This window comes from Pseudomonas sp. DSV-1, from assembly GCF_035830915.1.
Lineage (GTDB): Bacteria > Pseudomonadota > Gammaproteobacteria > Pseudomonadales > Pseudomonadaceae > Aquipseudomonas.
The window spans coordinates 3,866,177-3,889,984 of sequence record NZ_JAYMYG010000001.1; the positions used below are offsets into that span (position 1 = coordinate 3,866,177).

20 protein-coding genes are annotated in these 23,808 nt (G+C 58.4%); 15 read left to right on the forward strand and 5 right to left on the reverse strand.

Translation table 11 applies throughout. The features are described 5' to 3' along the window. Positions 1–35 precede the first annotated feature (35 nt). Both VSQ83_RS18095 and VSQ83_RS18100 read left to right on the forward strand, forming a co-directional pair. Positions 36–644: a biliverdin-producing heme oxygenase gene (locus tag VSQ83_RS18095; protein WP_133077261.1), complete on the forward strand. Its 609-nt coding sequence runs from the start codon at positions 36–38 to the stop codon at positions 642–644. Between the two features lie 55 nt (positions 645–699). Then, entirely contained in the window at positions 700–1,119 is a 420-nt protein-coding gene (locus VSQ83_RS18100) for a YbaN family protein (protein ID WP_326427289.1), read from the forward strand. 95 nt (positions 1,120–1,214) lie between these two features. On the opposite strand, the gene arcD (VSQ83_RS18105) is transcribed toward VSQ83_RS18100, so the two are convergent. Next, on the reverse strand, positions 1,215–2,642 hold the full coding sequence (gene arcD / locus VSQ83_RS18105) for an arginine-ornithine antiporter (protein ID WP_326427290.1): 1,428 nt from the start codon (positions 2,640–2,642) through the stop codon (positions 1,215–1,217). A 453-nt stretch (positions 2,643–3,095) separates the two neighbouring features. Between arcD (VSQ83_RS18105) and arcD (VSQ83_RS18110) the strand changes: the two genes are divergently transcribed. The 12 genes from arcD (VSQ83_RS18110) to VSQ83_RS18165 all read left to right on the forward strand — a co-directional run bounded on the left by arcD (VSQ83_RS18110) (position 3,096) and on the right by VSQ83_RS18165 (position 17,491). Continuing rightward, positions 3,096–4,523 carry an arginine-ornithine antiporter gene (gene arcD / locus VSQ83_RS18110; RefSeq protein ID WP_133077258.1) on the forward strand — a complete coding sequence of 476 codons (1,428 nt, stop codon included), beginning with the start codon at positions 3,096–3,098 and terminating at the stop codon, positions 4,521–4,523. A gap of 33 nt (positions 4,524–4,556) precedes the next feature. Continuing rightward, entirely contained in the window at positions 4,557–5,813 is a 1,257-nt protein-coding gene (arcA, locus tag VSQ83_RS18115; RefSeq protein ID WP_326397473.1) for an arginine deiminase, read from the forward strand. 77 nt (positions 5,814–5,890) lie between these two features. After that, positions 5,891–6,901, forward strand: a complete 1,011-nt coding sequence (locus VSQ83_RS18120; RefSeq protein ID WP_133077256.1) for an ornithine carbamoyltransferase — start codon at positions 5,891–5,893, stop codon at positions 6,899–6,901. A 111-nt stretch (positions 6,902–7,012) separates the two neighbouring features. Then, entirely contained in the window at positions 7,013–7,942 is a 930-nt protein-coding gene (gene arcC, locus VSQ83_RS18125) for a carbamate kinase (protein ID WP_133077255.1), read from the forward strand. 55 nt (positions 7,943–7,997) lie between these two features. Continuing rightward, entirely contained in the window at positions 7,998–8,357 is a 360-nt protein-coding gene (locus tag VSQ83_RS18130; protein ID WP_133077254.1) for a DUF5064 family protein, read from the forward strand. Positions 8,358–8,508: 151 nt separating this feature from the next. Further along, on the forward strand, positions 8,509–10,017 hold the full coding sequence (locus VSQ83_RS18135; RefSeq protein ID WP_219262913.1) for a sigma-54-dependent transcriptional regulator: 1,509 nt from the start codon (positions 8,509–8,511) through the stop codon (positions 10,015–10,017). A gap of 389 nt (positions 10,018–10,406) precedes the next feature. After that, on the forward strand, positions 10,407–10,790 hold the full coding sequence (gene gcvH, locus VSQ83_RS18140) for a glycine cleavage system protein GcvH (RefSeq protein WP_133077668.1): 384 nt from the start codon (positions 10,407–10,409) through the stop codon (positions 10,788–10,790). A gap of 10 nt (positions 10,791–10,800) precedes the next feature. Next, positions 10,801–13,659: an aminomethyl-transferring glycine dehydrogenase gene (gene gcvP / locus VSQ83_RS18145; RefSeq protein ID WP_326427291.1), complete on the forward strand. Its 2,859-nt coding sequence runs from the start codon at positions 10,801–10,803 to the stop codon at positions 13,657–13,659. Positions 13,660–13,802: 143 nt separating this feature from the next. After that, the gene (locus VSQ83_RS18150) at positions 13,803–15,179 is read left to right on the forward strand and encodes an L-serine ammonia-lyase (RefSeq protein WP_133077670.1); all 1,377 of its coding nucleotides are present in this window, start codon (positions 13,803–13,805) and stop codon (positions 15,177–15,179) included. A gap of 17 nt (positions 15,180–15,196) precedes the next feature. Then, a complete protein-coding gene (gene gcvT, locus VSQ83_RS18155; protein ID WP_326397470.1) occupies positions 15,197–16,321 on the forward strand; it encodes a glycine cleavage system aminomethyltransferase GcvT in 1,125 nt (374 codons plus the stop codon). A 376-nt stretch (positions 16,322–16,697) separates the two neighbouring features. Further along, entirely contained in the window at positions 16,698–16,910 is a 213-nt protein-coding gene (locus tag VSQ83_RS18160; protein WP_019822293.1) for a cold-shock protein, read from the forward strand. Between the two features lie 92 nt (positions 16,911–17,002). Continuing rightward, complete coding sequence (locus VSQ83_RS18165) at positions 17,003–17,491, forward strand: RDD family protein (RefSeq protein ID WP_133077672.1); 489 nt, start codon at positions 17,003–17,005, stop codon at positions 17,489–17,491. A gap of 148 nt (positions 17,492–17,639) precedes the next feature. On the opposite strand, the gene VSQ83_RS18170 is transcribed toward VSQ83_RS18165, so the two are convergent. The 4 genes from VSQ83_RS18170 to rpoE all read right to left on the reverse strand — a co-directional run bounded on the left by VSQ83_RS18170 (position 17,640) and on the right by rpoE (position 21,415). After that, positions 17,640–19,061 carry a DegQ family serine endoprotease gene (locus VSQ83_RS18170; RefSeq protein WP_219262916.1) on the reverse strand — a complete coding sequence of 474 codons (1,422 nt, stop codon included), beginning with the start codon at positions 19,059–19,061 and terminating at the stop codon, positions 17,640–17,642. A gap of 179 nt (positions 19,062–19,240) precedes the next feature. After that, positions 19,241–20,203, reverse strand: coding sequence for a MucB/RseB C-terminal domain-containing protein (locus VSQ83_RS18175; protein ID WP_219262917.1), 963 nt, complete (start codon positions 20,201–20,203; stop codon positions 19,241–19,243). Positions 20,204–20,211: 8 nt separating this feature from the next. Beyond that, complete coding sequence (locus VSQ83_RS18180) at positions 20,212–20,802, reverse strand: sigma-E factor negative regulatory protein (protein ID WP_133077675.1); 591 nt, start codon at positions 20,800–20,802, stop codon at positions 20,212–20,214. Positions 20,803–20,833: 31 nt separating this feature from the next. Beyond that, a complete protein-coding gene (rpoE, locus tag VSQ83_RS18185) occupies positions 20,834–21,415 on the reverse strand; it encodes an RNA polymerase sigma factor RpoE (protein ID WP_048359852.1) in 582 nt (193 codons plus the stop codon). Between the two features lie 508 nt (positions 21,416–21,923). Between rpoE and nadB the strand changes: the two genes are divergently transcribed. Further along, the gene (gene nadB, locus VSQ83_RS18190; protein WP_326427292.1) at positions 21,924–23,531 is read left to right on the forward strand and encodes an L-aspartate oxidase; all 1,608 of its coding nucleotides are present in this window, start codon (positions 21,924–21,926) and stop codon (positions 23,529–23,531) included. The last annotated feature ends 277 nt before the right edge of the window (positions 23,532–23,808 follow it).

Consider the following 23,808-nt stretch of genomic DNA (forward strand, 5'->3'; position numbering starts at 1 on the left):
GTTACAAAGCGCATCTCATTCTCAAGGATATTGGCATGACCACTCCAGATTCCGCACCGCGTCCTTCCGAGCGCTCCAAGCGCCTGACCCTCGCCACCCGTGAGACTCACGACACCCTGGGCGAGAAAGTCATGGGCCGCGACCCCTTTGGCAGCCTCGAAAACTACACCCACTTCGCGACCGCCCAGTACCTGTTCCTGACCGAGCTGGCCGCGCTGCACACCGATCCACGCCTGACCCAGCACATCCCCAACTTGCCAGAGCGCTGCCGTGCAGAGCAAATCAAGGCTGACCTGATCGACCTGGGCGTCGAGCTGCCGACACCGGTTGCCGGCGCGGTCAATGCACCGAGCAAGGCACAGGCACTGGGTTGGGTATTTGTGTCCGAAGGCTCCAAGCTGGGCGCGGGCGTATTGATCAAGCAAGCCCGCCTCCTGGGCCTTAGCGAGACCCACGGTGCCCGTCACATGGGTGAACCTGCCGAAGGCCGTGGTCGTAACTGGAAGAGCTTTATCGAAATGCTCGACAGCGTCGAACTCACCCCAGAGGAAGATGCCGAGCTGGAACAAGCCGCCAACGATGCCTTCAGCCGCTTTACCTTCCTGCTGGAACAGACCTACGTGAAACAGCCAGAACTGGCTTAAGCTTGTTGCCCGGCCAGCACTCGCTGACCGGGCGTCCTTTACGCGTCTTGAGCTTATGACCCGCCAAACCCAATCCTCGTCGAAAATCACGCGCATCCTGTTCGGCTTGCTGGCCTACGTGAGCCTGGGCATTGGCTTGATCGCGATTGTGATTCCGGGCCTGCCGACCACCGAATTCATTTTGCTCGCCGCCTGGGCCGCGACCAAAAGCTCTCCGCGCCTGAGTGCCTGGCTGGAAAACCACCGATTGTTCGGCCCTATCCTGACCAACTGGCGCAACGGCAAGATCATCAAGCGCAACGCCAAAATCAGCGCCACTGTCAGCATGTTGTTGTGTGCAGGGCTGATGCTTTATGTACTGGATCACAACTGGCCGGTGTTTCTGGCGATTGCCGGCATGAGCATGGGCAACCTGTGGATCTGGTCGCGGCCGGAGAATATGCCCGCAACCATTGCGACGACTAAACAGCTGTAGTCGCTGCCGCAGGCTGCGAGGGGATCGCAGGGTTTTCGAGAAAACGGTTTGCTACGCAACCCTTCGCAGCCTGCGGCAGCGACTACACAGCCTGCCTACAACGCCAACGCCCCGCTATACAGCGCATAAGCTGCCGCCATGGCAGCCAGCAGCACCATCGCGAATATGACTTTCTCCCAGGGTGTGAACAGTGTCTCGCCCTGTTCGCGTTTGGCCTTGGCAAAAAAGATGATCCCCGGCGCATACAGCAATGCCGAGAGCAGCAGGTACTTGGGCCCCGCCGCATACAACAGCCACATCGCGTAGATCAGCGCGACAGCCCCCACCAGCAGATCCTTGAGGCGCCGCCGTCTCGCCCTCTCGTAAGTCTCACCCCTCACGCACAGCAGCACCCCATAGGCTGCCGACCACAGATAAGGCACCAGAATCATCGACGACGCGAGGTAGATCAGGCTGGTGTAGGTCCCCGCTGACACCAGGGTAATCACCAGGAAAATCTGGATCATGGAGTTGGTCAACCACAGGGCATTGACCGGCACATGGTTGGCGTTTTCCTTTTTCAGGAACGCCGGCATGGTGTTGTCCCTGGCCGTGGCATACAGAATTTCGGCGCACAACAATGCCCACGACAACAACGCGCCCAGCAGCGAAATCGCCAGGCCGATACTGATCAGGATCGCACCCCACTCCCCCACCACATGCTTGAGCACACCGGCCATCGACGGGTTTTGCAGGTGTGCCAGCTCCGGCTGACTCATGATCCCCAGCGACAGCACGTTCACCAGCACCAACAGCGCCAGCACCCCGAGAAAGCCGATGACCGTGGCCTTGCCGACATCCGAGCGTTTTTCCGCACGGCCCGAGTACACACTGGCGCCTTCAATGCCGATAAAGACAAACACCGTGACCAGCATCATGTTGCGTACCTGGTCCATCACGCTGCCCAGGCTTGGGGTTTCAGTGCCCCAAAAGTCCCGGGTGAAAATATCCGCTTTGAAGGCCACGGCGGTCAGCACGATAAACATCACGATCGGCACGATCTTGGCCACGGTGGTCAACTGGTTGATGAACGCCGCCTCCTTGATCCCGCGCAGCACCAGAAAATGCACTCCCCACAGCAGCAGCGACGCACAGCCGATGGCGACAGGCGTGTTGCCCTGGCCAAACACCGGAAAAAAATACCCCAGAGTGCTGAACAGCAACACGAAATAGCCGACGTTACCCATCCAGGCACTGATCCAGTAACCCCAGGCGGACGAGAAGCCCATGTAGTCGCCGAAACCGGCCTTGGCGTAGGCATACACCCCCGAATCCAGTTCCGGCTTGCGGTTGGCAAGGGTCTGAAACACGAAGGCCAGCGCCAGCATGCCCACGGCAGTGATCGCCCAACCGATCAACACGGCACCACCCGCGGCACGCTCGGCGATATTTTGTGGCAACGAAAAAATCCCGCCGCCAATCATCGAGCCTACCACCAATGCAATCAAGGCGTTTAGCCGAAGCTTCTGCGTCTGTTGCGACATCGACACCTCTGAATGTGCTGGTTAGTTAATTCATCATTATCGGGTTTAAAACGTTCACCGACTAATTATATGTACCCGCCGAACGTTTAGTAGAGTTACGCAATAAGCCCGCCCTTATTAATAACGTTATTTTCTATTGAAACCTAAAAATCAGTACACATATAGATGACGATTTAATTTCATCGACAGGGGCATGAAACATGAAGATGACATTTGCAAATCTCAAAATACTGTCTAGCTTCAATCTCCACGACAACGCGATTAAGCAACGTATTAACACCTGCAAACATCTCTGGCGTAAGGCTTTGAGCAAGCGTCATAAAAATACGATATCGCGACCTTCCCCGCTCTACTGACAATGGAATGTAGTAATGCCCTGATCTATGTCAAATGGCTTGATTATCAATGGACTTAACTTCGAAGCCTCACTTCTCCTAGATTGGAGTCACTACAATGTCTGATACTCCTGGAAAACTGCGACTGGGTGCGCTGGTTGCTCTGGTAGTCGGTTCCATGATTGGCGGCGGTATTTTTTCATTGCCGCAAAACATGGCCGCCAGTGCTGATGTAGGTGCAATCCTGATCGGCTGGGCAATCACCGCAGTCGGTATGCTGACCCTCGCTTTTGTGTTCCAAACCCTCGCCAATCGCAAACCTGACCTGGACGGTGGTGTTTACGCCTACGCCAAGGCCGGCTTCGGCGATTACATGGGTTTCTCATCCGCATGGGGTTACTGGATCAGCGCCTGGCTGGGTAACGTCGGCTATTTCGTGTTGCTGTTCAGCACCTTGGGCTACTTCTTCCCGATCTTCGGCGAAGGCAACACCCCCGCCGCCATCATCGGCGCCTCGATCCTGCTGTGGGCCGTGCATTTCCTGGTACTGCGCGGGATCAAGGAAGCAGCCTTCATCAACCTGGTGACGACCGTTGCCAAGGTCGTACCGCTGGTCCTGTTTATCCTGATCGCCATCTTCGCGTTCAAACTGGACATCTTTACCAGTGACATCTGGGGCGTAAAAAACCCGGACCTGGGCAGCGTGATGGATCAGGTGCGCAACATGATGCTGGTCACCGTGTGGGTGTTCATCGGTATCGAGGGGGCAAGCATCTTCTCGTCCCGTGCAGAAAAACGCTCCGACGTAGGTCGGGCCACCGTGATCGGTTTTATCACCGTGCTGCTGCTGCTCGTACTGGTGAACGTACTGTCGCTGGGCATCATGACTCAGCCTGAACTGGCAAAACTGCAGAACCCGTCGATGGCGGCCGTGCTTGAGCATGTTGTCGGTCACTGGGGGGCGGTGCTGATCAGCGTCGGCCTAATCATCTCTCTGCTGGGTGCCCTGCTGTCCTGGGTGCTGCTGTGTGCCGAGATCATGTTCTCGGCCGCCAAAGACCACACCATGCCGGCCTTCCTGAAAAAGGAAAACGCCAACCATGTACCGGTCAACGCCCTGTGGCTGACCAACGCCATGGTGCAACTGTTCCTGATCATCACCCTGTTCTCGGCCAGTACTTATCTGTCACTGATCTACCTCGCGACCTCGATGATCCTGGTGCCTTACCTCTGGTCGGCGGCCTACGGCTTCCTGCTGGCAGTACGCGCCGAGACTTACGAGAACGCCCTGGCCGAACGCAAGAAAGACCTGATCATCGGTGGTATCGCGCTGATCTACGCCATCTGGCTGATCTATGCCGGCGGCCTCAAGTACCTGCTGCTCTCGGCCCTGCTGTACGCACCTGGCGCCATTCTGTTCGCCAAGGCCAAGCGTGAAAGCGGCCAACCTGTTTTCACCCACATTGAGAAAGTGATTTTTGCCGCAGTAGTGATCGGCGCCCTGGTGGCTGCCTATGGCCTCTACGACGGATTCCTGACCCTGTAACAACCTGTTTGTGTACTTTGGAGGATGACTGTAATGACCACGGAAAAAGTGAAGTTCGGCGTGCATTCCGAAGCCGGTAAGCTGCATAAGGTTATGGTGTGTTCCCCAGGCCTGGCTCACCAGCGCCTGACCCCAAGCAACTGCGATGAGCTGCTGTTCGATGACGTGCTGTGGGTCAATCAGGCCAAGCGTGACCACTTCGACTTCGTGACCAAAATGCGCGACCGCGGCATTGATGTGCTGGAAATGCACAACCTGCTGACCGATATCGTTGCCATTCCAGAAGCCCTGGACTGGATCCTGGACCACAAAGTGACACCGAATCAGGTGGGTGTGGGCCTGGTCAACGAAGTCAAATCATGGATCAAGAGCCTTGAGCCTCGCCAGGCAGCCGAATACCTGATTGGCGGTGTGTCGGCAGACGACCTGCCCGACAGTTTTGGTGGCAAGACCATCCAGATGTTCCGTGACTTTCTCGGTCATACCAGCTTTATCCTGCCACCGCTGCCCAACACCCAGTTCACCCGTGACACCACCTGCTGGATCTACGGTGGCGTGACGCTGAACCCGATGTACTGGCCGGCGCGTCGTCAGGAAACCCTGCTGACCACCGCGATCTACAAGTTCCACCCCGAGTTCACCAACGCCGACTTCCAGGTCTGGTACGGCGACCCGACTGTCGACCACGGCAATGCCAGCCTTGAAGGTGGCGACGTAATGCCCATCGGCAACGGTGTGGTACTGATCGGCATGGGCGAGCGCACCTCGCGCCAGGCCATCGGCCAACTGGCGCAGAACCTGTTCAAGCATGGCGCCGTAGAACGCGTGATCGTTGCCGGCATGCCCAAGTCCCGCGCTGCGATGCACCTGGACACCGTGTTCAGCTTCTGCGACCGCGACCTGGTCACCATCTTCCCTGAAGTCGTGAACCAGATCGTTGCGTTCTCGGTGTACCCGGACGACAAGAAACACGGCGGCGTGGACGTGCGCCGTGAAGAAGGTCACTTCCTCGACGTCGTGGCCAAGGCCCTGGGCGTGAAAAAACTGCGGGTCGTCGAAACCGGCGGCAACTCCTTCGCGGCAGAACGCGAGCAGTGGGATGACGGCAACAACGTGGTCGCCCTGGAGCCTGGCGTGGTAATCGGCTACGACCGCAACACCTACACCAACACCCTGCTGCGCAAGGCGGGCGTTGAAGTCATCACCATCAGCGCCTCCGAACTGGGACGCGGCCGTGGCGGCGGTCACTGCATGACCTGCCCGATCGTACGTGACCCAATCGACTATTAAGTAACCCATTTGATTGCTTGCACGGCCCCCAAAAGGGGCCGGTGCAAGCCGGTTAACCCGAAACCAAGGAGATCACCATGGCTTTTAACATGAAAAACCGCAGCCTTCTGAGCCTGGTGCACCACACACCACGTGAGTTGCACTTCCTGCTCGATCTGTCCCGCGATCTCAAGCGCGCCAAGTACACCGGTACTGAAGAGCCGCACTTGAAAGGCAAAAACATTGCGCTGATCTTCGAAAAAACCTCGACCCGCACCCGCTGCGCGTTCGAAGTGGCGGCCCACGACCAGGGCGCACACGTGACGTACATCGACCCGGTTTCTTCGCAGATCGGTCACAAAGAAAGCATGAAAGACACCGCCCGCGTTCTGGGCCGCATGTTTGACGCCATCGAGTACCGTGGTTTTGAACAGGCCATCGTGGAAGAACTGGCCAAGTACGCTGGCGTACCGGTGTTCAACGGCCTGACCGCTGAATTCCACCCGACGCAAATGATCGCCGACGTGCTGACCATGCGTGAACACAGCGACAAGCCGCTGCACAACATCAGCTACGCGTACCTGGGCGATGCCCGCAACAACATGGGTAACTCGCTGCTGCTGATCGGCGCAAAACTGGGCATGGACGTACGTATCGCCGCACCGAAAAGCCTGTGGCCAGAAGAAGCGTTCGTTAAGCAGTGCCAGGAATTCGCCAAGGAAAGCGGTGCCAAAATCACCCTCACCGAAGACCCTAAAGCAGCAGTCAAGGGCGTGGACTTTATCCACACCGACGTCTGGGTATCGATGGGCGAACCGGTCGAAGCCTGGAACGATCGCATCAAGCTGCTGCTGCCTTATCAGGTCAACAGCGACATGATCAAAGCGGCAGAAAACCCACGCGTGAAGTTCATGCACTGCCTGCCTGCGTTCCACAACTGTGAAACCAAAGTCGGCAAGGACGTGGCCGAGCACCATCCAAACCTGAAAAACGGCATTGAAGTGACCGAGGAAGTGTTTGAGTCTCCAGTCAATATCGCCTTCGAGCAAGCTGAAAACCGCATGCACACCATCAAGGCGATTCTGGTCGCGGCACTGGCTGATATCTAAGCCTGTCCACGGTAGTCATGTAAACGCATGACTACCGTGGGAGCGGGCTTGCGCGCGATGCAAGCCCGCTCCCACACACACGGCTCCCACACATTTAAAAGGATATTTTTTATGCGTATCGTCGTTGCACTGGGCGGTAACGCCCTCTTGCGTCGCGGACAGCCCATGACCGCAGAGAACCAGCGCGAAAACATCCAGACCGCTACCGCCCAAATCGCTCGCATAGCCCACGGCAATGAACTGGTAGTGGCCCACGGCAATGGCCCTCAGGTCGGCCTGCTATCGCTGCAAGCCGCCGCCTACACCGCCGTTGCTCCTTACCCGCTGGACGTGCTGGGCGCTGAAACCGAAGGCATGATCGGCTACATGATCGAGCAAGAGCTGGGCAACCTGCTGCCACCCGAAGCGCCTTTCGCCACGCTGTTGACCCAGGTTGAAGTCGATCCAAAAGACCCGGCGTTCCAGAACCCGACCAAGCCGATCGGTCCGGTGTACACCGAAAGCGAAGCCAAGAGCCTGGCCGCAGAAAAAGGCTGGAGCATTGCTCCGGACGGCGACAAATTCCGGCGCGTGGTCGCCAGCCCTAAACCCAAGCGCATCTTCGAAATTCGCCCGATCAAATGGCTGCTGGAAAAAGGCACCATCGTGATCTGTGCGGGCGGTGGCGGTATCCCGACCATGTACGGCGAAGACGGCAAGCTCAGGGGGATTGAAGCGGTGATCGACAAGGACCTGGCGTCCTCGCTGCTGGCCCAACAGCTGGACAGCGACCTGCTGGTGATCGCCACAGACGTGAATGCGGCCTTTATTGACTGGGGCAAGCCAACCCAGAAAGGCATTGCCCAGGCCCATCCGGACGAACTGGAAAAACTCGGTTTTGCCTCGGGTTCAATGGGACCGAAAGTCGAAGCTGCTTGCGAGTTTGCCCGTAAAACCGGCAAGACCGCAGTGATCGGCGCACTGGCGGATATCGAAGCAATCGTTCAAGGTAAGGCCGGTACTCGGGTCAGCACCGAAAAACCGGGTATCACTTACTTTTGAGCCCCAGGGCAGGCCCAGGGGCCTGCCCTTTCCCATAGCATCAAGGAGTAACCCTATGGCCTCGTTCGAACCCGGTCACCTGCATATTCATCGCGAGCCGCTGCAACCGGGCGACTTTGGGTATGACATCAAGATTGATTACCAGGTCGTTCAGGATCCCAAGGAAGGCAAGTCGATGCAGTTCGACATGCATGGCCAGATCAACAAGAAGGACTTCAAAGAGTCGTTCACGCTGCCCAAGGACATGGCCTACAACTTTGCCCATGATGCTTTCCGGATTGCCGTCAAGCACGGCATTCCCAAAACCGCTGACATCCGCGCGATGCACGGTTACTACGACAAGATGTTTTCCGACGTCCTGGCCCAGCTCAACCACAAGCCGGGTGATCCGATCAAACCAGAACATCTGGAGTAATTCAGCCACTTGATGGTGGCTGCGCTTTTGTGGGAGCGGGCTTGCTCGCGCTGGTGCCATCGCGGGCAAGCCCGCTCCCACGGAATTTCACCTATCTCCCCCACCAAGGCATACTGGCCATCCCTGCTGGCCAGAAGTGTTTGCCGTTCCCATGCGTATCCATGTCAGTTTCATCGACCGTGTCGGCATCACCCAGGAAGTCCTGGCGTTGCTGGGCGGGCGTAACCTCAATCTGGATGCGGTGGAGATGGTCCCGCCCAACGTGTATATCGACGCCCCGACCCTGAGCCCGCAAGTACTCGACGAACTGCGAGAAGCGCTGTTCGGGGTCAGGGGTGTGCAGACCGTGACCGTGGTCGATATCCTTCCCGGCCAGCGCCGCCACCTGCAACTCGATGCCCTGCTCGCCGCCATGACCGATCCGGTATTGGCGCTGGACAGCGAGGGCCATGTGCTGCTGGCCAACCCGGCACTGGTGGCCTTGTATGGCCGAGAGCCGACCGGCGAAAGTATCGGCGAGCTGTTCAGCGACCCCGGACTGCTGGCTGTGTTGCTGGAAAACGGCTTTCGCCTGCCATTGCGCGAAGTCACGCTCAATGGCCATCCGTTGATGCTCGATGCCACCCCGATAACCGATGCAGGCGCCCTGCTGACCCTTTACCAACCAAGCCGTATCGGCGAACGCCTGGCTGCGCTGCACCACGATCACGCTGAAGGCTTTGATGCCCTGCTGGGCGACTCACCCGCCATTCGCACGCTCAAAGCCCGGGCGCAGCGTGTGGCGGCCCTGGACGCGCCCTTGTTGATCCAGGGTGAAACCGGCACCGGCAAGGAACTGGTCGCCCGTGCCTGCCATGCCATCAGCGACCGCTTTGGCGCGCCGTTTCTGGCCCTCAACTGCGCCGCACTTCCGGAAAACCTGGCCGAAAGCGAACTGTTCGGCTATGCCCCCGGGGCCTTCACCGGCGCACAGCGCGGCGGCAAACCGGGACTGATGGAACTGGCCAACAACGGCACGGTTTTTCTCGACGAAATCGCTGAGATGTCGCCCTACCTGCAAGCCAAGCTGCTGCGTTTTCTCAATGACGGCAGCTTCCGGCGAGTGGGCGGCGAGCGCGAGGTCAAGGTCAATGTGCGCATCCTCAGCGCCACTCACCGCAACCTCGAAAAAATGGTCAACGAGGGCACGTTTCGTGAAGACCTGTTCTACCGCTTGAACGTACTCAACATCGAAGTGCCGCCCCTGCGCGAGCGCGGCCAGGACATTTTGCTGCTGGCCCGCGCCTTCATGCAGCAGGCCTGCACCCAGATCCAGCGTCCGGTGTGCCGCCTGGCGCCCGGGACCTACCCGGCCCTGCTGGGCAACCGCTGGCCCGGCAACGTGCGCCAGTTGCAGAACGTGATCTTTCGCGCTGCCGCCATTTGCGAAAGCACCCTGGTCGACATTGGCGATCTGGACATTGCCGGCACATCGGTTGCACGCCAAAGCGACGGCGAGGTTGAAACCCTGGAACACGCCGTTGAAACCTTCGAAAAGGCACTCCTGGAAAAGCTCTACGTCAGCTACCCCTCGACGCGCCAACTGGCTAGTCGCCTGCAGACCAGTCATACCGCCATTGCCCACCGATTGCGCAAGTACGGCATCCCGGGCAAAGCCTGAGGCTCACCCCCTTGTGGGAGCGGGCTTGCTCGCGATGGCATAAGCGCGGCAAGCCTGAAATACCTCGCCGAAGCATCGCAGGCAAGCCAGCTCCCACAGAAAAGCCCAGAGACTTGTATCGAATTCACTCCAGCGGAACGAATTCGATACATACCCTCTGCACCCATACTGCGCAAGGCTTTGATCCTCTTGGATTTTTCCATACCCCATAGACTGTATCGATTTCGCTACACAGCTATCTGCCAGCGCCCTTCAACCAGCACACAAGCCATTGATAAATAACGATATTTTCAAACTGGCAACCATCTTGCAGTGAACTCCTCCATAAGCTCGAGCTGCACGAGCATTTACCTGTGACCACCAGACATGTCTGGCCCTGAGGAGTTTCCATGAGCGAATTGCGTTTTACTGAAGACCACGAATGGCTGCGCGCCGAAGCCGATGGCAGCGTAACTGTTGGGATTACCGCGTTTGCGCAAAACGCTCTGGGTGATGTGGTATTTGTGCAATTGCCTGAGTTGCAGTCCTACGACAAGGGCGCAGAAGCCGCCACCGTTGAGTCGGTCAAGGCGGCCAGTGGCGTGTACATGCCTCTGGACGGTGAAGTGCTCGAAGTCAACCCGGCACTGGACAGCAGCCCGGAACTGGTCAACGAAGACCCGCTGGGTCAGGGCTGGTTCTTCCGCTTCAAGCCCGCCGACGCCGACGCTGTAGGCCAACTGCTCGATCAGGACGCCTACGACCGCCTGATCAAAGCCCAAGACGACAACTGAGAAGCCTGCCATGACCCTTAATCTCAGCACTGACAATGAATTTATCGCGCGCCACATCGGCCCGCGCCAGGCCGATGAGCAGGCGATGCTCGCCACCCTCGGCTTTGATTCCCTTGAAGGCCTCAGCGCCAGCGTAATCCCGGAAAGCATCAAGGGCACCAGCGTGCTCGACCTGCCGGCCGGTCTGAGCGAAGCCGACGCACTGGCTTCGATCAAGGCCATCGCCGCCAAGAACACAGTGTGCAAAACCTATATCGGTCAAGGCTATTACAACTGCCACACCCCTTCTCCGATCTTGCGCAACCTGCTGGAAAACCCGGCCTGGTACACCGCCTACACGCCGTATCAGCCTGAAATCTCCCAAGGTCGTCTCGAAGCCCTGCTTAACTTCCAGACCCTGATCAGCGACCTCAGCGGCCTGCCGATTGCCAACGCTTCGCTGCTCGACGAAGCCACCGCCGCTGCCGAAGCGATGACCTTCTGCAAACGCCTGAGCAAGAACAAAACCAGCCACCGCTTCTTTGCTTCCAGCCACTGCCACCCGCAAACCCTTGACGTGCTGCGTACCCGTGCCGAGCCGCTGGGCATTGAGGTTGTGGTCGCCGACGAGCGCGAACTGACTGACGTGACGGCCTACTTCGGTGCCCTGCTGCAATACCCGGCCAGCAACGGCGACGTGTTTGATTACCGCGAACTGGTTGAGCGCTTCCATACCGCCAACGCACTGGTGGCGGTTGCCGCCGACCTGCTGGCCCTGACCCTGCTCACACCTCCGGGCGAGTTCGGCGCGGACGTGGCCATCGGCAGCGCCCAACGCTTTGGCGTGCCACTGGGTTTCGGTGGTCCCCATGCCGCCTACTTCGCCACCCGTGACGCGTACAAGCGCGACATGCCGGGGCGTCTGGTCGGTGTTTCGGTTGACCGTCACGGCAAACCGGCACTGCGTCTGGCCATGCAAACCCGCGAGCAACACATCCGTCGCGAGAAGGCCACGAGCAACATCTGCACCGCCCAGGTGCTGCTGGCCAACATCGCCAGCATGTACGCCGTGTACCACGGTCCCAAGGGCCTGATCCAGATCGCGCAGCGCATTCACCAGTTGACCGCGATTCTGGCCCAGGGCCTGAGTGCGCTGGGGCTGGCCGTCGAGCAAACACATTTCTTCGACACCCTGACCCTCAACACCGGCGACAACACCGCAGCCCTGCACGACAGGGCTCACGCACAGGGCATTAACCTGCGTGTGATCGACGACCAGCATCTGGGCCTGTCGCTGGATGAAACCAGCAGCGAGTCCGATGTGGTTGCCCTGTGGGCCCTGTTCGCCGCTGATGGCCAGGCCCTGCCTGACTTTGACGATCTGGCAAATACCGTCACTGGCACCCTGCCAGAGGCCTTGCTGCGCCAGTCGCCGATCCTCAGCCACCCGGTATTCAACCGTTACCACTCCGAAACCGAGCTGATGCGTTACCTGCGCAAGCTGGCCGACAAGGATCTGGCGCTGGATCGCACCATGATTCCGCTGGGCTCGTGCACCATGAAGCTCAACGCTGCCAGCGAAATGATCCCGGTCACCTGGGCCGAGTTCGGCAACCTGCACCCGTTTGCGCCTGCCGAGCAAAGCCAGGGCTACCTGCAACTGACTACCGAACTGGAAGCCATGCTCTGCGCGGCCACCGGCTACGACGCCATCTCCCTGCAACCGAACGCCGGTTCCCAGGGCGAGTACGCCGGTCTGCTGGCCATTCGTGCCTACCACCAGAGCCGTGGCGATGAGCGCCGTGATATCTGCCTGATCCCGTCCTCGGCCCACGGCACCAACCCGGCAACCGCCAACATGGCCGGCATGCGCGTGGTGGTCACTACCTGTGACGCTCGCGGCAACGTGGACATTGAAGACCTGCGCGCCAAGGCCCTGGAGCACCGCGATCACCTCGCCGCGCTGATGATCACCTACCCGTCGACCCACGGTGTTTTCGAAGAAGGCATCCGCGAAATCTGCGGCATCATTCATGACAATGGCGGCCAGGTGTACATCGACGGCGCCAACATGAACGCGATGGTGGGCCTGTGCGCACCGGGCAAGTTCGGCGGCGACGTGTCCCACCTCAACCTGCACAAGACATTCTGCATTCCCCACGGCGGTGGCGGCCCGGGCGTTGGCCCGATTGGCGTCAAGTCCCACCTTACGCCGTTCCTGCCGGGTCACGCGGCAATGGAGCGCAAGGAAGGCGCGGTCTGCGCAGCACCGTTCGGCAGCGCCAGCATTCTGCCGATCACCTGGATGTACATCAGCATGATGGGCGGCGAAGGCCTCAAGCGTGCTTCGCAACTGGCCATCCTCAACGCCAACTACATCGCCCGCCGCCTTGAAGAGCATTACCCGGTGCTGTACTCGGGCAGCAACGGCCTGGTTGCACACGAGTGCATCCTGGATCTGCGCCCGCTCAAGGAAACCAGCGGGATCAGCGTCGACGACGTGGCCAAGCGCCTGATCGATTTCGGCTTCCACGCTCCGACCATGTCGTTCCCGGTCGCGGGCACGCTGATGATCGAGCCGACCGAAAGCGAGTCCAAGGAAGAGCTGGACCGCTTCTGTAACGCCATGATCTGCATCCGCGAAGAAATTCGCGAAGTCGAAAGCGGCGGTCTGGACAAGGAAGATAACCCGCTGAAAAACGCGCCCCACACCGCGGCTGAAATAGTCGGTGAATGGACCCACCCTTACAGCCGCGAGCAAGCGGTGTACCCGGTTGCATCCCTGATCGAAGGCAAGTACTGGCCACCGGTCGGGCGGGTCGACAACGTGTTCGGCGACCGCAACCTGGTGTGCGCATGCCCGTCGATCGAGAGCTATCAGGAGGCGTAAGCAAGACTTGTAGTCGCTGCCGCGGCTGCGTTGGGGACCGCAGGGTTTTCAAAAAAACGGGTTGCTTCGCAACCCTTCGCAGCCTGCGGCAGCGACTACAGGTTATTTTTTGCCAATAAACCTATAAGAAACCGGAGAACCCTATGTCGTTAAGCGTGTTCGACCTGTTCAAGATTGGCATCGGCCCTTCCAGTTCCCATACCGTCGGCCCCATGCGCGCAGCTGCGCGTTTTGTCGAAGGTCTGCGCCGTGATGAGCTGTTGCAACACACCGCCTGCGTAAAAGTTGAACTCTACGGCTCCCTTGGCGCCACCGGCAAAGGACACGGCAGCGACAAGGCCGTGTTGCTGGGGCTTGAAGGCGAGCACCCGGACACCGTCAACACCGATACCGTGGCCGAACGTCTGGCTGCCATTCGCAACAGCGGGCGCTTGAACCTGCTGGGCGAACACCCCATCGATTTCAACGAAAAATCCCACTTGGCGATGATTCGCAAACCCCTGCCCTACCATCCCAACGGCATGATTTTCAGGGCGCTGGATGCCGCCGGCATCCAGATCCGCAGCCGCGAGTATTACTCGGTCGGTGGCGGCTTTGTGGTGGATGAAGGCGCCGCGGGCGCTGACCGTATCGTCGAAGACAGCACCCCGCTGCAATACCCCTTCAAGACCGCCAAGGATTTATTGCGCCATTGCGTCACTCATGACCTGTCGATCAGTGAAGTGATGATGGCCAACGAAAGCGCCTGGCGCCCCGAGGCCGAGACCCGCGCCGGCTTGCTGAATATCTGGCAAGTGATGCAGGACTGCGTGAGTGCGGGTTGCCGCAACGAAGGCATTTTGCCCGGTGGGCTGAAGGTCAAGCGACGGGCCGCTGCACTGCACCGTCAACTGTGCAGCAACCCCGAGGCCGCCTTGCGCGATGCGCTGTCGGTACTGGACTGGGTCAACCTGTACGCACTGGCCGTCAATGAAGAAAACGCCAATGGCGGACGCGTGGTCACCGCCCCCACCAACGGCGCGGCCGGGATCATTCCTGCCGTGTTGCATTACTACATGCGCTTTATCGGCGGAGCCAACGAAGACGGGGTGGTGCGCTTTCTGCTGACTGCCGCCGCCATCGGCATTTTGTACAAGGAGAACGCCTCGATCTCGGGCGCCGAAGTCGGCTGTCAGGGCGAGGTCGGCGTGGCCTGCTCAATGGCTGCAGGCGCGCTGTGTGAAGTGTTGGGCGGCACCGTGCAGCAAGTCGAGAACGCAGCTGAAATCGGCATGGAGCACAACCTCGGCCTGACCTGCGACCCGATTGGCGGCCTGGTGCAAGTGCCGTGTATCGAGCGCAACGCGATGGGTTCGGTCAAGGCGATCAACGCCGTACGCATGGCCCTGCGTGGCGACGGCCAGCACTTTGTGTCCCTGGACAAAGTTATCCGCACCATGCGCCAGACCGGCGCCGACATGAAAAGCAAATACAAGGAGACCGCTCGCGGCGGTCTGGCTGTAAACATTATTGAGTGCTGATTTTCAAGGAGTCTGGAATGTCCACCGAACAACTGCTTAAAACCCCGCTGCACGCACTGCACCTTGAACTCGGCGCCCGCATGGTGCCATTTGCCGGCTACGACATGCCCGTGCAGTACCCGCTCGGCGTGATGAAAGAGCACCAGCACACCCGTGAACAAGCCGGGTTGTTTGATGTCTCCCACATGGGCCAGATTCGCCTGACCGGCGCTGATGCAGCCAGGGCACTGGAAGCCCTGGTACCGGTCGATATCATCGATCTGCCAGCAGGCATGCAGCGCTATGCCATGTTCACCAACGAACAGGGCGGCATCCTCGATGACCTGATGGTTGCCAACCTGGGTAATGACGAGCTGTTCCTGGTGGTTAACGCCGCCTGCAAGGATCAGGACCTGGCCCATCTGCGCAAGCACTTGAGCGCCCACTGCCAGATCCAGCCGCTGTTTGAAGAGCGCGCCCTCCTCGCCCTGCAAGGCCCGGCAGCCGTCAACGTGCTGCAACGCCTGGCACCGGAAGTGGCAAAAATGACCTTCATGCAATTTGCCCCGGTGACGTTACTGGGCGCTGACTGCTACGTCAGCCGCTCGGGTTATACCGGCGAAGACGGCTTTGAGATCTCAGTCCCTGCTGATCGCGCCGAAGAGCTGGCTCGTCGCCTGCTGGCTGAGCCAGAAGTGCAGGCAATCGGCCTGGGCGCTCGGGACTCCCTGCGTCTGGAAGCGGGCCTGTGCCTGTACGGCCACGACATGAACGACACCACCACGCCGATTGAAGCCAGCCTGCTCTGGGCCATCTCCAAGGCCCGCCGTGCAGACGGCCCTCGTGCCGGTGGCTTCCCGGGCGCCGAAACCATCTTCGCCCAGCAGCAGAACGGTGTTGCGCGCAAGCGCGTGGGCTTGTTGCCACAAGAACGTACACCGGTGCGTGAAGGCGCTGAAATTGTCGATGCCGACGGCACGGTGATTGGCACCGTTTGCAGCGGCGGCTTTGGCCCGACCCTGGGCTCGCCTCTGGCAATGGGTTATCTGGATATCGCGTTCACGCCAGTGGACACTGAAGTCTGGGCGATCGTGCGAGGCAAACGCGTACCGATGAAAGTGTCGAAAATGCCGTTTGTCGCGCAACGTTATTACAGAGGTTAAGCCCTCACTCTAGCGCGTTGCATGTCCTGATACTTTCAGGGCATGCAACTGCTAAAACCGCCTTTAACTTTCGATAGCGAACACACTGTTTTAAACACGAAAACAATTGAACCCGCCTATGATTAACCTTCACTTATAACTTCATCGCCTATGTTAATAACCCGGTTTACGGGGTTATTCGAGGGGCTTGTTTTTTCAATTCCAGTTTCGTAGAGTTTGCCCACTGTGTTTGCATGGGTCGCTGGAATCGTGACCTGGGCAGTAGCTCTAAGTTTGCTACACCCGTTCTGCGTCTCTTACTTTCCTGCAACCCAGCACCAGTACTCTTTCATGTGAAAGAGGCTGTCATTAATTGTTAGCGTCAAGGAATTAAGAAATGTCCCAACGTCAGAGCGGTACCGTCAAGTGGTTTAACGACGAGAAAGGATTTGGCTTTATCACCCCGGAAAGCGGTCCGGACCTGTTCGTGCACTTCCGTGCCATTCAGGGCAACGGCTTCAAAAGCCTGAAAGAAGGCCAGAAAGTGACCTTCATCTCGGTTCAAGGCCAAAAAGGCCTGCAGGCTGACGAAGTTCAAGCCGAAGGCTGATCTCGTACACAAAAGCCTCTGATGGTGACATCAGAGGCTTTTTTATGGCTGTAATTCCGTAAGATGGCGTTTTTCCTTCACGAGACCCTGCCATGTCGAAACAACCACTTAGACCCCAAGGCGATTTTCCCGCCGTTGGCCTGGGGCGCCGCCTGGCAGCCATGTTTTATGACTTTCTGCTGTGTACCGCCTTGCTGATCGTCACCACCTTTATCTACAAGCTGATCATGATGAGCTTTATCGGCGAAGCCAAAATGAGGGCGCTGTCAGAAGCCGGCGCTCTGGATGGCGACCCTCTGCTCTCAACCATCCTGTTCTTTGTCCTGTTCGGTTTTTTTGCCAAGTTCTGGACTCACTCCGGGCAAACCCTGGGCATGCAGGTCTGGGGCATACGCGTACAGAACGCGGACGGCACGGCCATCAGCCTGTGGCAGGCCTTGCTACGCTTTATCGTCTCTATCGGCTCATGGCTGTGTCTGGGGCTGGGGTTCATCTGGTCGGTATTCGACAAGCAAAACCGCACCTGGCATGACATGTATTCCAACACTCAGTTGGTACGGATCCCCAAGCCAAAGAAATAAAAAAAGCCCGTATCTCTCGATACGGGCTTTTTTGTTACTGCGTTGCATCTCATGACTCTGTAGGAGCGGGCTGCTTGAAGATCCGAAGGATCTTCAAGCAAGGGTTGCTACGCAACCCATCGCAGCCTTCGGCAGCGACTACAGAGACTTACTCCGCCAGCTTGAAGGTAATGAAGCTGGCGCGACCCTGGCGCAGAACCCGCATCGACACTGAACGATTCTTCGGCAATGCCTTGGCAATTTCAGTGAACTCCTTGCCGTTGGTAATCGCCTGATTGTTCAGATGAGTAATCACGTCGCCTGGTTGCAGGCCGATCAAGGCAGCAGGACCGTCCTGAACGTCAGTGATGATCACACCGCCCTTGATGTCGTTGGCTTTCTTCTGCTCTTCACTCAGGTCCGCCACAGACACACCCAGACGGTTGCTGCTTTGCTCGGCACCGGTGCCCGAAGCAATGTCTTTCGCGTCATCGGGGATGGCACCGACAGTCAGGTCCAGGTTTTTGCGCTTGCCGTCACGAATCACTTCAAGCGTTGCCTTGCTGCCGGCCTTGAGTGCGCCAACCAGATGCGGCAAATCTGCCGACATGACGATCGGCTGACCATTCATGCTCAGAATCACGTCGCCGACTTGCAGACCGCCTTTGGCAGCCGGACCGTTATCCAGTACCTGGGCTACCAGTGCACCGGCAGGTTTTTCCAGACCGAAGGACTCGGCCAGGTCCTTGTTGACCTCTTGAATCACCACGCCCAACCAGCCACGGCTAACCTTGCCGCCAGCCTTGAGCTGGTTGGCAACGTCCATCGCCACATCGATAGGGATTGCGAAGGACACGCCCATGAAGCCACCGGAGCGGGTGTAGATTTGCGAGTTTATACCCACCACTTCGCCCGCGAGGTTGAACAGCGGACCACCCGAGTTGCCCGGGTTGATCGGCACGTCTGTCTGGATGAACGGTACGTAGCTTTCATTCGGAAGGCTGCGACCGATGGCGCTGATAATGCCTTGGGTCACGGTATGGTCAAACCCGAACGGTGAACCGATGGCAACCACCCACTGACCCGCCTTCAGATCCTGGGACTTGCCCAGCTTCAAGACAGGCAGGTTTTTGCCTTCGATTTTCAGCAACGCAACGTCGGAACGTGGATCCGTCCCCACCAGCTTGGCTTTCATTTCACTGCGATCAGACAAGCGCACGATGATTTCATCGGCGTCCGCCACCACGTGGTTGTTGGTCAGGATGAAGCCATCCGGCGAGATGATGAAGCCCGACCCAAGGGACTGGGCTTCGCGCTGGCGACCACCTTTGCCACTTGGCGGCATGCTGCGTTCAAAGAAGTCACGCAGGCCTGGCGGCAAGCCTTCCAGGTCTGGCATTTGCCCCATGCTTGAGACCCGGCGCTCCGGCAGCTTTTGCGTGGTGCTGATATTCACTACCGCTGGCGAGGCTTGCTCGACCAATTGGGTGAAGTCAGGTAACTGCGCTTCTGCCATGACTGGCACTGCCTGCCCGAGCATCAGCACGGCTGCAAAAATAGGTAAATACGATTTCAATCGAGGCATCGACATACAGCTCCCGTTAGTAACTGCAGAGTTAAGCGACAGGCACCAAAAAACAAGATCAAAGCATAGACCGTTTTTTAGGCCCCGGAAAACAAACAAGGCCAGAGCCCGCTAGGGCCCTGACCTTCATAAAAAGACAATAAAATGGCAAATCAAAATGTGTCACCCGCCATGTCGGAGCAACCCTATGGTTTGGCCTGCGTATCGTCTTTACCGACACGCATCGAGAGCGCAATACGCTCTGCGGTCCCCAAAGGAATTTCACCGACCACAGTGGCCATCATGTCTCCCTCGGGAGTACTCAGGTGCCGAGTAACCGCAGCTGTAGGCCCCAGTTGGACACGGGCATCGGGAACGGCAGCGCCCTGCAAAGGTTCGAGAAACACAGAGAAGCGCGTCAAGCCATCGTCATACAAAAGACTGGTGACTTCAGACTTGGTCCGGGGATCACGATGCACTGTGCTGCTGACCTGCTCGAAACCGGGCGGCAGCCAGTCGGAGTGCCAGACATGAGCCGTGTCAGCGACAGGTGCTGCAGTATCAGCCACCGTAACCGGGCGGCATTTTCCTGCAGGCGTCAGCTGGTTGTCATCAGGGGGCGTCGTCACCAGGGTTGTAAACTGGTAACGCTCAAGCAACTGGCCCTTGTCATTAAGCAACAACGACTTGAGAGGCAAACCGGTTTCACGATCCAGGTACAACTCAAACCCATAACGGTGCTGGTCGCGAGGGGCGAGTGAGATCACCACCACCGGTCGACCTGCAACCCTGGAGTCACCCTGCTTTGTGACGGAGTACCAGTCATTGAGCTTCTGGGCATCGAACTGTCTTGCCGGGACGGCAGTGACATCTCCCAACGCCGAGGCCAACTTGCCAGTGACACATTCAGTGCGCCCATCCGTACGAATGACCTCTTGAGCAGAGCCATCCAACTGCATCAAACGTTCGCGAACTTTCCCATCCTGCACACGGTGCCAGATGCTATGGGTAGAAAAACTACCGTTACGCTCGTAAACGAAAGTGCCTTGATAGCTGTGCTGTTGCTCGGCCTGCCCAAGACGTTTGAGCCAGTCCTGGGCTTCATCGGCGTGGGCCGGTACTGCAAACCAGCCACTCAGCAGAAGAGGTAGCAAAGGTAGGACGCGCATATTGGTCCTTAACGGTTTTCAAGGCTCGCGGCACGAGCATACGGCAGCGGGCTTTCAGCCCCTTTCAACGCGGCTTGCTGTGCGTGCTGACGCAGGTAGCCTGGCAAGCGCTGATCCTGCCAACCTGGCTGGCCTTGCAGAACACCGTTGGCCATGGGGCCTGTAGCCTTGTCGGAGCTTTCGCTGTAATTGGCCAGTACCGCCGGGCCTTTCGCCATCGGTGCACTCAGGCTCTGCACAGCATTCTGCTGAGCCAGCTGATTACCGACGATGTCATCCTGGTTGTACAGCCTTACACCCGCCAGAACAGCAACGGTAACCGAAGCGGCTACGGCCAGACGACCAATGCTGCGCCACGGGCCACGTACGACCTTGACCGGGGTTTGCTCTTCGGCCAGCGCGGCCGAAACGGCAGATGCGATGTCCAGGCGCGGAATCAACAGGTCCTTGTGCATCACAGCACGGGCCACCTGATAACGGGACCAGGTGTCACGGGTTTGTGTGTCGTCAAAGGCATTCAATACCCGACGTAGTTCCAGTTCGTCCGCTTCGTTATCCATCACTGCGGACAGCGATTCCTGCAGGGCTTCACGACTCATGGCGGTTCCTCTCTTGGCTGTCGCCGCTGTCTCAGTTTTCCTGCAACAACGGCTGCAGGGCTTTATCAATGGCTTCCCGAGCGCGGAAAATCCGGGAGCGCACGGTACCCACCGGACACTGCATGACGCTCGCAATGTCCTCATAACTCAGACCATCAAATTCACGTAAAGTTAACGCCGTACGCAAATCTTCTGGCAGTAACTGAATAGTGCGATGAACGGTGCTTTCGATCTCGTCACGGAGCAAAGCGCGCTCCGGCGACTCGAGATCCTTGAGACCATGATCACCATCGTAAAACTCGGCATCTTCCGAGCTCACATCACTATCCGGCGGACGTCGCCCCCGTGACACCAGGTAATTTTTCGCCGTATTGATGGCGATGCGATACAGCCATGTATAAAAGGCGCTGTCACCGCGAAAATTACCGAGTGCCCGGTAAGCCTTGATAAAGGCTTCCTGGGCTACGTCCTGGGCTTCATGGGTGTCGTGCACAAAACGCACGATCAACCCGAGAATTTTGTGCTGATACTTCAACACGAGCAGATCGAATGCGCGCTTATCGCCACGCTGTACGCGCTCGACCAGCTGCTGATCCTCTTCCTGGGCTAGCATGAATACTCCTCATAAGACCGGGAGGAAGATTGCTTTGCTAAATGATCAGGCTTGCAAACATAGACTCGGGCTTTACACAAAAGTTCTCTCCCCCCTGGCAAGTTTCCTGCGTGCTCGGATTTGGCACACACGAAAACGCAGCTCGGGCCTGGCCGGCTGCGTCAATAATCTTGTCGTCACATTCCGCTGTCAGGTCGAAACACAGACCCCGCATCAATCTGGACGCCGTACCCCTGCATCAAGGGCAGCCCTTAATGGAACCCCGGACCGTACGAAAAGTTCAATATCTTCGTACGCCACCGATGGCACCACACCAGCGCAACAGACCTGGCGTTACCCCCAGCCCTGATCCCCCTTGCAGATTTTTTGTGCAAATCAACATGCAGACCCATCGAGTCTGAGGCACACTTTGCGCCCGCTGTAATTTCACAATGCCATAAAGGCCCGGCCATTGTGCCGATCCCCCCCTCTATATACTAGTGGGCGCTTTTTTGCGGATGTCAGAAGAATGAGCCAACATTTTCAACATGATGTGCTGGTGATTGGCAGCGGCGCTGCCGGCTTGAGCCTTGCGCTCACGCTACCCAGCCATATGCGTATTGCGGTCCTCAGCAAAGGCGATCTGGCCAATGGTTCGACGTTCTGGGCACAGGGCGGCGTAGCCGCAGTACTGGATGACACCGACACGGTGCAGTCTCACGTCGAAGACACCCTCAATGCTGGCGGCGGGTTATGTCATGAAGACGCTGTGCGCTTTACCGTCGAGCACAGCCGCGAAGCCATCCAGTGGCTGATCGATCAAGGCGTCCCCTTCACCCGTGATGACACCGTCGACCCCGAGCAGCCCGGCTTTGAGTTTCACCTCACCCGTGAAGGCGGCCACAGCCACCGGCGCATCATCCATGCGGCGGATGCCACGGGTGCCGCCATTTTCAAGACGTTGCTCGAACAGGCGCGCCAGCGACCCAATATCGAACTGCTCGAACAGCGCGTCGCCGTTGATCTGATTACCGAGCGTCGACTGGGCCTGGAAGGCGACCGCTGCCTGGGGGCCTATGTACTGGATCGCGCCACGGGCGAGGTCGACACCTTTGGCTCGCGCTTCACGATTCTGGCCACGGGTGGTGCGGCCAAGGTGTATCTGTACACCAGCAACCCGGACGGCGCCTGCGGTGACGGAATCGCCATGGCCTGGCGCTCGGGGTGCCGCGTTGCAAACCTGGAGTTCAACCAGTTCCACCCTACCTGCCTGTATCACCCGCAGGCCAAAAGCTTTCTGATCACCGAAGCGCTGCGAGGCGAAGGCGCACACTTGAAGCTGCCCAACGGCGAGCGGTTCATGCAGCGCTTCGACTCCCGGGGTGAACTGGCTCCGCGGGATGTCGTCGCACGCGCCATCGACCATGAAATGAAGCGCCTGGGCATCGACTGCGTGTACCTGGACATCAGCCATGAGCCCGAAGCATTTATCAAGGCCCACTTCCCGACTGTCTATGAGCGCTGCCTGACATTCGGCATCGACATCACCAAACAGGCCATCCCGGTGGTGCCTGCGGCGCATTACACCTGCGGCGGAGTGATGGTCGACGAACATGGCCACACGGACGTACCAGGCTTGTACGCCATTGGCGAAACCAGTTTCACCGGTCTGCACGGCGCCAACCGAATGGCCAGTAATTCACTGCTGGAGTGCTTTGTATACGCCAAGTCAGCGGCGGCCGACATTCTCGCCCAACTCCCTGAAATCGCTGCGCCCGCAGCCCTGCCAAGCTGGGATGCAAGCCAGGTTACCGACTCTGACGAAGATGTGATCATCGCCCACAACTGGGATGAACTGCGGCGCTTCATGTGGGACTACGTAGGCATCGTGCGCACCAACAAGCGCCTGCAGCGCGCCCAACACCGGGTGCGCCTGCTGCTGGACGAAATTGACGAGTTCTACAGCAACTATAAAGTCAGCCGCGACCTGATTGAATTGAGGAACCTTGCTCAGGTAGCTGAACTGATGATCAGGTCTGCCATGGAACGCAAGGAATCTCGGGGTCTGCACTACACGCTGGACTATCCAGAGATGCTGCCAGAGGCGAAGGATACGATCCTTACCCCGACCAGATGAGGCACGTTAGGAGCCCTGAGGTTAGCATGGCTTTTAACAGTCTTCTAACACTTTCAGGGCCCTCTTGAGTCATCTTGCAGCCTATCCCCTACCCATCTTGGGTCTGCTTACAGTGGCGCGTACAGGCACGATAAAGACCCCTTGCGTGCGCGCGTTAAGGCTCAGGCGCGGGAGGGCCCACGGGGGACTTTGGGTTTGCTCTTACGTTGAGATGGGCACACAAATTATTCCCATTTTTCCCCAAAAGAGTTCTTAGAGAACCCACACGGCAATCATC

Coding starts and splice junctions, on each gene's coding strand:
- gcvT (WP_326397470.1), top strand. CDS start 15,197: ATGTCCACCGAACAACTGCTTAAAACCCCGCTGCACGCACTGCACCTT.
- rpoE (WP_048359852.1), bottom strand. CDS start 21,415: ATGCTAGCCCAGGAAGAGGATCAGCAGCTGGTCGAGCGCGTACAGCGT.
- VSQ83_RS18170 (WP_219262916.1), bottom strand. CDS start 19,061: ATGTCGATGCCTCGATTGAAATCGTATTTACCTATTTTTGCAGCCGTG.
- VSQ83_RS18135 (WP_219262913.1), top strand. CDS start 8,509: ATGCGTATCCATGTCAGTTTCATCGACCGTGTCGGCATCACCCAGGAA.
- arcC (WP_133077255.1), top strand. CDS start 7,013: ATGCGTATCGTCGTTGCACTGGGCGGTAACGCCCTCTTGCGTCGCGGA.
- VSQ83_RS18175 (WP_219262917.1), bottom strand. CDS start 20,203: ATGCGCGTCCTACCTTTGCTACCTCTTCTGCTGAGTGGCTGGTTTGCA.
- VSQ83_RS18095 (WP_133077261.1), top strand. CDS start 36: ATGACCACTCCAGATTCCGCACCGCGTCCTTCCGAGCGCTCCAAGCGC.
- VSQ83_RS18130 (WP_133077254.1), top strand. CDS start 7,998: ATGGCCTCGTTCGAACCCGGTCACCTGCATATTCATCGCGAGCCGCTG.
- VSQ83_RS18100 (WP_326427289.1), top strand. CDS start 700: ATGACCCGCCAAACCCAATCCTCGTCGAAAATCACGCGCATCCTGTTC.
- gcvH (WP_133077668.1), top strand. CDS start 10,407: ATGAGCGAATTGCGTTTTACTGAAGACCACGAATGGCTGCGCGCCGAA.
- gcvP (WP_326427291.1), top strand. CDS start 10,801: ATGACCCTTAATCTCAGCACTGACAATGAATTTATCGCGCGCCACATC.
- VSQ83_RS18165 (WP_133077672.1), top strand. CDS start 17,003: ATGTCGAAACAACCACTTAGACCCCAAGGCGATTTTCCCGCCGTTGGC.
- VSQ83_RS18160 (WP_019822293.1), top strand. CDS start 16,698: ATGTCCCAACGTCAGAGCGGTACCGTCAAGTGGTTTAACGACGAGAAA.
- nadB (WP_326427292.1), top strand. CDS start 21,924: ATGAGCCAACATTTTCAACATGATGTGCTGGTGATTGGCAGCGGCGCT.
- arcD (WP_326427290.1), bottom strand. CDS start 2,642: ATGTCGCAACAGACGCAGAAGCTTCGGCTAAACGCCTTGATTGCATTG.
- VSQ83_RS18150 (WP_133077670.1), top strand. CDS start 13,803: ATGTCGTTAAGCGTGTTCGACCTGTTCAAGATTGGCATCGGCCCTTCC.
- arcD (WP_133077258.1), top strand. CDS start 3,096: ATGTCTGATACTCCTGGAAAACTGCGACTGGGTGCGCTGGTTGCTCTG.
- arcA (WP_326397473.1), top strand. CDS start 4,557: ATGACCACGGAAAAAGTGAAGTTCGGCGTGCATTCCGAAGCCGGTAAG.
- VSQ83_RS18120 (WP_133077256.1), top strand. CDS start 5,891: ATGGCTTTTAACATGAAAAACCGCAGCCTTCTGAGCCTGGTGCACCAC.
- VSQ83_RS18180 (WP_133077675.1), bottom strand. CDS start 20,802: ATGAGTCGTGAAGCCCTGCAGGAATCGCTGTCCGCAGTGATGGATAAC.